Source organism: Rhodococcus sp. P3_B8 (genome assembly GCF_056402775.1).
Genome location: NZ_JBFUGT010000064.1, coordinates 26,183 through 32,472, shown reverse-complemented (window position 1 = coordinate 32,472; position 6,290 = coordinate 26,183). Strand labels below are relative to the sequence as shown.

Sequence of the window (6,290 nt, the reverse complement as noted above, 5' to 3'; positions counted from 1 at the left end):
GCAGCAACCAGTCCGGAAAGTACGAGCCCTGACGCAGCTTGGGGATCGCGATGTCGAGGGTTCCGGCGCGGGTGTCGAAGTCCCGATAACGGTAGCCGTTCCGGGAGTTGGTGCGGTTCTCCGAGCGTTCACCGAAACCGGCGCCGCACAGGCTGTCGGCCTCGGCGCCCATCAGCGCGTCGATGAACGTGGACAGCAGGCTGCGCAGCAGGTCGGGGCTGGCGTCGGTGAGGAGGTCGGTCAGGAACTGGTGCAGGTCGATATCGTGGGCACTGGTCATCGCGTGGTCCTTCATCGAGTGACTTTGGTCGGTCTCTCGAAGAGTCACGCGATGGCCGCCTTCATAGGGCTACGACACGCCGGTCAGATCCGAATCCGGTCCGTACACCACTCTGCTGGACGCAACCGTGGGGTGTCCTGGCGGAATCACACCGCTAGAGTACGAATCGGCACAAGCCCGCTGCGGATCACGCATGCTTCTGCAGGGCCGGGAGAATCTTCGATCGTTGATGATCGTCAACGATCTTCTGGGTGCCTGCCGCGATGGATGATTTCCGCCGCCGGCCATCCGCGGTGACTTGTCATTCGGACTCAGCAGCCGGTTCCGGCGTTGCCGTTCCTCATCGTTCGGACCGGACGCTTCGACTCCATCACCGCACGGGTCGGCCCGTCATCGCGGGTCTCGGTACCGTGGCTGCACTCAGTGCCGCGCCCCTCACGCACCAGGGCACCGTCTTGCCGCCACGCCCCCGGGCAGCGCCGCGAGCGCGCAAATCCCCGCAGGCAGGGGCCGACTCACGCCAGCAGCCAGAAGCGGATTCCTCCCTGGCCTCGTCGGCGTTGCCTGCGAAGCGACAAGCTCGTTCGCCGCCCGGGAATGTCGACCATCTAACGAACCATCCGGTGGATTGGTATCCCGGTCGTGTCTGTGGGCTCCGAGTGGTCATCAGGAGTTGCACGGAGGAAGCTCCGGGGTTACTTGACTGCCGCATCTCCTTCGCGCCAACGGCATTCATCGAGAGGTGCTGCCAGGGATGTTTCGGGCAAGGTATCCGGTCGCCCCCGCGCCGTCGAGTAGACCGGGAAGGAGAGTCGAGGTTCGTGCCGCCCCTGTCGGTCTGCCGTCGCGCGAGAGCATGGCACGGGTGACGAACTGTACCGACTCGGAACTGAAAGGTTGCAGATCAACGCGCCCCGGGCAGCTGTGGGTGTTTGTCTCTACGTCGCGCGGACGAAGGTTGTGCCTCGTTTCTGAACCTCACGGGCGGCGAGCCGTCCCGTCTCGGGAACCGCCGACAAGGAGAGAGGAACTAGCCCCATCCCCCCTTCCCGGACCCGAGGCTTTGCGGACGGGCCAACCGCGCCTGGGGCGGGGACCAGGACTGACGGACGGACTTCGGTCCCGCCGCTCCTCCGCATACGCACGGTCGACAGCAAGCCCAGGGTGCCGCGGAGTATTGCACTGTCGCTCGAGGAAACCGATCCGGTCCGTCACCGAATTCTGCGGAGTGCGCCGAACATTTCCATCAGCACATGGCTGAGGTTTATCACCACGAGTCCGGCACCGGCATCGAATGCCTCCTGTGCACGCTTCTCGCTCGATACGATCTCGAGCCACACACGACCACCGGCGGTGACCGCGGCCTGCACTGTGTCCAGCGTCCCGACCACCTTCGGGTCGGACGGTCCGGCGACACCAAGCGACACGGCGAGATCGGCGGGGCCACCCATGACCCCGTCGACACCGGGTACCGACACGATGTCGTCGACGTTGCGGCATCCGGTCTCCGATTCGACCATCACGATCACGACCGTCTCTTCCGCGTCGGCCGTCAGATGGTCTGCAGCGGAGACGCTTCCGAATCGCCCGGCCCGACCGTAGGTGGCGAAGCCGCGGTCCCCCACGGGTGCATAGCGGGCAGTACGAACGACGTCTGCCGCCTGCTCCGCATCGTCCACGTGAGGAACCACGATCCCGGTTGCCCCGTGATCGAGCACCCGCTGGATCAGGGCCGGCTCGTTCTGTCCGACGCGTACGAGCACATCCATCCCGTGCAGTTGCGCGGCTGTGATGTGCTGACGCAGGGGAATCAGGTCTGCGGGCCCGTGTTCGCAATCGATGAGCACGTAGTCGATTTTCGACACACCCGCCATCTCGACGAGTTCCTCGGCGGGCATCCGGACCAGCACACCCAGCAGTTGCTCCCCGGCCGCGAGGCGCTCCTTCATCCGGCCGATCATCGCGCCACCATCCCAGCCGACAGATCGATGTCCGCGGCACACAGTCCGGGCATTGCCAGCATCGCGAGCACCGAACTCGCCACCTCCTGCTCCGTGACCATGCGCCCCAGCGCCGCGCGCGACACGAAAGCCTGCTCCGCCTGTTCGTAGCTGGTGCCGGTGCGCTCGGCCTCGAGCCGGAAGTTGCGGTGCATGCGGGCACTGTCCACCGGACCCGGGGACAGCGAGTTCACGCTCACACCGAGCGGTCCCACCTCCGCGGCCAGGGTGGTGGTCAGTCCGATGACAGCCATCTTCGACGCACAGTACGGAGTCCTGCGGGCCAGCGGCCGCTTGCCCGACACCGACGCGAGGTTGATGACGTCTCCCCGCCCGGCGGCAACCATGCCGGGAACGAATGCCCGGCACATCAGGTAGACACCGCGGACGTTGACGGCGAACACCTCATCCCACTCGTCCGGTTCGATGTCGGTCAGCGCTGCCACCGGACCCGGGATTCCGGCGTTGTTGACCAGGATGGAGATGTCCTCGTCGGCGAGCTCGGTCGCCAGCCCTGCCACCGACAGGGGCGTTGCCACGTCGGCGACGGCGACTCGGACCGCACTACCGTGCTTCGCCGCGACCGCGGTCAGCTTCTGTTCGTTCCGGCCGACGACGATCACGCGTGCGCCGGCCTCCACCAGCGCCCCGGCGATGGCGGCACCGAGCCCGCTGCCACCGCCGGTCACGAGCGCGGTGCGGCCGTCCACGTACGGGTTCACGCCGGTGCGCCTGCGGACATCTGGTCGCTCCATTCCAGCGGTGCGCCGGCGTATTTTGCGGCCCGGACGTCACCGGAGCGTGCGTGGCCCTCGAAGAGTTCGACGCGCGCAGCCCGGCCGCAGACCTCGCCGAGCTTCGCACTCGACGACCGGTCGGTGACCTCGGAGTAGGTCACCGTCTTGAGGTACTTGCCGACCCATAGCCCGCCGGTGTAGCGGGCGGAGCCGCGCGTCGGCAGTACGTGGTTGGTGCCGATGACTTTGTCGCCGTATGAAACACAGGTGCCTTCGCCGAGGAACAGGCCGCCGTAGTTGGTCATCTTTGCCAACGCCTCGCGCGGGTTCGCGGTGAGGACCTCCACGTGCTCGCTGGCATAGGTATCGGCCCGCGTGTAGGCCTCGTCGAGCGAATCCACAACGATGACCTCACCGTGATCACGCCAGGCCGGTTCGGCGAAGTCCTTGGTGGGCATGTCGGGAAGGATCTTGTCGATGTGTTCGAGGACCGTGCGCCCGAGTTCGGCGGAGGTCGTGATCAGCACGGCCGGCGAGTCGGGTCCGTGCTCGGCTTGGGACAGCAGGTCGACCGCGACGACGAAGGGATCTGCTTCGGCGTCCGCGATCACCAGGATCTCGGTGGGGCCGGCGAACAGGTCGATACCGACCTCGCCGAACAATTGCCGCTTGGCCTCGGCGACGTAGGCATTGCCCGGGCCGGCCAGCAGATCCACGCGGCCGACGGTCTCCGTGCCGCAGGCAAGCGCGCCGATGGCCTGGACGCCGCCGAGCAGGTAGATCTCGTCCGCTCCGGCCAGGTGCATCGCCGCGACGGTGGCAGCGGGGATCTCACCCCGGATCGGCGGTGTGCAGGCGGCGACGGACGGAACACCCGCCACCTTGGCTGTCACGATGGTCATGTGCGCGGACGCCGTGAGCGGGTATCGCCCGCCGGGAACGTACGCGCCGACGCGGTTGATCGGAATGTGCCTCTGTCCGAGGTGAACTCCGGGGAGCGTCTCGACCTCGAAGTCGGTGAGCGAATCGCGCTGATGCTGCGCGAACGTACGGACCTGCCGTTGGACGAACTCGATGTCCTCGATCACCTGCGCGGGCACTCCGGCGATGATCTCCTCGATCTTCGACTGCGAGAGCAGGAAGGATTCCGGGCTCCACTTGTCGAAGGTCTGCGACCACTTGCGGACCGCCGCATCGCCGCCTCGGCGGATGTCGTCGAGGATCGAGGTGACCTTCTCGCCGACTTCCGTGCGATCGCGTCGGACCGACTCGGCGGCAACCGGCTTTTTCAGAACTTCTGACATGTCAACTCCTGTGTGGTGGTGGCGGGAAGCCAGTCGTGGATAAGTGCGGCGATGTCGTTGGGACGTTCCCAGGTGCTGAGGTGGCCGGCACCGGGAAGTGAAGCAAAACAGGAATATTCGACCGATGCCGCGATGCTGTGGTGATAGGTGGGAGGGCACAGTCGGTCCGCGTCTGCGGAGATGACCAGTGTCGGGCACCGCGCCTGTGTCAGGGCGGCGAACGCGCTGCGGCGGGTGTGCTGGGCGGCGAGCTGCGCCACGAACACCTCGGGTCCCACCCGGTCCGCCATGGCGAGGAACCGCTGCTGTAGCTGGGTGGGCGGTGTCGCGGTGGCGAACATGTGCGGAAGTATCGAGGTGGCGACCACCCCGGCGAAGTCGCCGGCCTGGGTGCGTCGCGCCAAGTCCGTCCACTGCTGCTTCTGCGTCTTCGTGGGCGCCGCGGCGTTGGTGGAAAGTGCGCAGAATCCGGCTACTTTGTCGGGGGCGAGCCGGAGCACTTCGAAGCCGACGATCGCGCCCAGGCTCAGTCCGGCCAAGACGAACTTGCCGGGCACGCACGAGAGCACCTGTTCGGCCATGCCGCGGATGGTCGGTGCGTCGATCACGGCGTCGACCGTCGGTGCGGCCAGGCGCGTTCGGACGTCGGACCACAGGTCGGCGTCGCAAAGCATTCCCGGTACGAGGACCACCGGTGGCTGGCCCATCACGTTACGATCCGATCCGCCGGGGAACCAGTGTGTACGGGGCGAGGTAGCCGTTGTGGTCGATCGCGTCGCCGGCGTCCGCGGCTGCCTTGACGACCTCGTCGTCCCAGTCGAGCCGGACGCGTCCGTCGCCGCTGTTGACGACCAGCAGTAGTCCGGTTTCGGAGCCGACGTTGCGGATCGAGCGGTATGCGCCTCGGGGAATGGACACCATGTCCCACGGTCCGACCGTGACGGTGCGCGCCTCGGCACCGCGGTTGACCGTGATCTCCCATTCGCCGTCCTTGACCATCAGCACCTGACTCTCGTCGTGCCGGTGCAGTGAGACGCCCTGCTCCGGTTCGGCGCGCAGCCAGGCGATGTTGTGTCCGTGCGGGTTGTAGATTCGCGGCTCCTGATCGAGGTCCTCGCTCATGCCGAAGCCGATGACCAGACCGAGTTCGGCACCACCGCCCGGTACGTGCGCGTCCAACAGTGCCGTCGATGACCAGCGGATGTTGTCCTGGGTGGCGACGCGTTTGGCCATCTGTTCCGCTGTAAAGGTCCGCAGCCGGGCAATCTCGTCCGCCGGAATCGGCTCGATCAGTTCCACTCCGTCGGGGAGTGTGTCGCCGGCGACGGTGTCGATCAGCTGGTTGTCAGTGGTGAGGTGGAGTCCGTGCCCGCTCGCCTCGTCGAGCACCGTCGGACCCCAGATGATGCCGCCTGTGTCATCCATCCCGAGGGCGGTGAACAACCAGCCGTCATCAGGTCCGATATTGGTGAAGCCGCGAAAGATCCAGGTCGGTATCGAGACAATGTCGCCTTCACGGATGACCAGTTCGCCCTCCTGCCCGTCGGCCCCCCAGCGCAGGAGATACTCGCCGCGGAAGCAGAGGAAGACCTCGGCAGTGAAGTGCAGGTGCAGGTTGTTGGTGACACCGTTCGGCATGGCCGCGGCGCCGATCTGGAATCCGTGCGGCTCGCGAAGGTTCACCACCTGACTCGAGCTCTGTGTGACGCCCCGGCCGATCATCGAGTAGTTCTGCTTCTTGTCCGAGCCGGGCGTGCGGCAGTCGATGAACGCCTGGTTGCAGGACACGAAGTCGGATCGGCGGATGGTGCGGCGGGCGAGTTCTTCGGCGGTAACGGTGACGTCAGATGACATCGTGCCTCCCAAATCGACGGGTGGGTCGAAGCGCTGTGTGGATTCGTCGGGCCGCCGTCTAGAATCAACAGGCCCGGAAGATTTATACGTATGTATCGTGGCAGAGGGGTGGCCC

General features: G+C 66.2%; 6 protein-coding genes. All 6 read right to left on the bottom strand.

The genetic code is table 11. The features are described 5' to 3' along the window. The coding region (locus AC1D1G_RS20845; RefSeq protein WP_477953527.1) for a transposase at positions 1–280 on the bottom strand (280 nt) is incomplete at its 3' end. A 1,211-nt stretch (positions 281–1,491) separates the two neighbouring features. After that, positions 1,492–2,229, bottom strand: coding sequence for an HpcH/HpaI aldolase family protein (locus tag AC1D1G_RS20840; RefSeq protein ID WP_477953526.1), 738 nt, complete (start codon positions 2,227–2,229; stop codon positions 1,492–1,494). 8 nt (positions 2,230–2,237) lie between these two features. Then, positions 2,238–3,002 carry an SDR family NAD(P)-dependent oxidoreductase gene (locus AC1D1G_RS20835; protein WP_477953524.1) on the bottom strand — a complete coding sequence of 255 codons (765 nt, stop codon included), beginning with the start codon at positions 3,000–3,002 and terminating at the stop codon, positions 2,238–2,240. Then, entirely contained in the window at positions 2,999–4,321 is a 1,323-nt protein-coding gene (gene hisD / locus AC1D1G_RS20830; protein WP_477953523.1) for a histidinol dehydrogenase, read from the bottom strand. The genes AC1D1G_RS20835 and hisD overlap by 4 nt, the downstream gene beginning before the upstream one ends. Next, the gene (locus AC1D1G_RS20825) at positions 4,306–5,028 is read right to left on the bottom strand and encodes an alpha/beta fold hydrolase (RefSeq protein WP_477953522.1); all 723 of its coding nucleotides are present in this window, start codon (positions 5,026–5,028) and stop codon (positions 4,306–4,308) included. The genes hisD and AC1D1G_RS20825 overlap by 16 nt, the downstream gene beginning before the upstream one ends. A gap of 4 nt (positions 5,029–5,032) precedes the next feature. After that, positions 5,033–6,175, bottom strand: coding sequence for a cupin domain-containing protein (locus tag AC1D1G_RS20820; protein WP_477953520.1), 1,143 nt, complete (start codon positions 6,173–6,175; stop codon positions 5,033–5,035). Positions 6,176–6,290 lie beyond the last annotated feature (115 nt).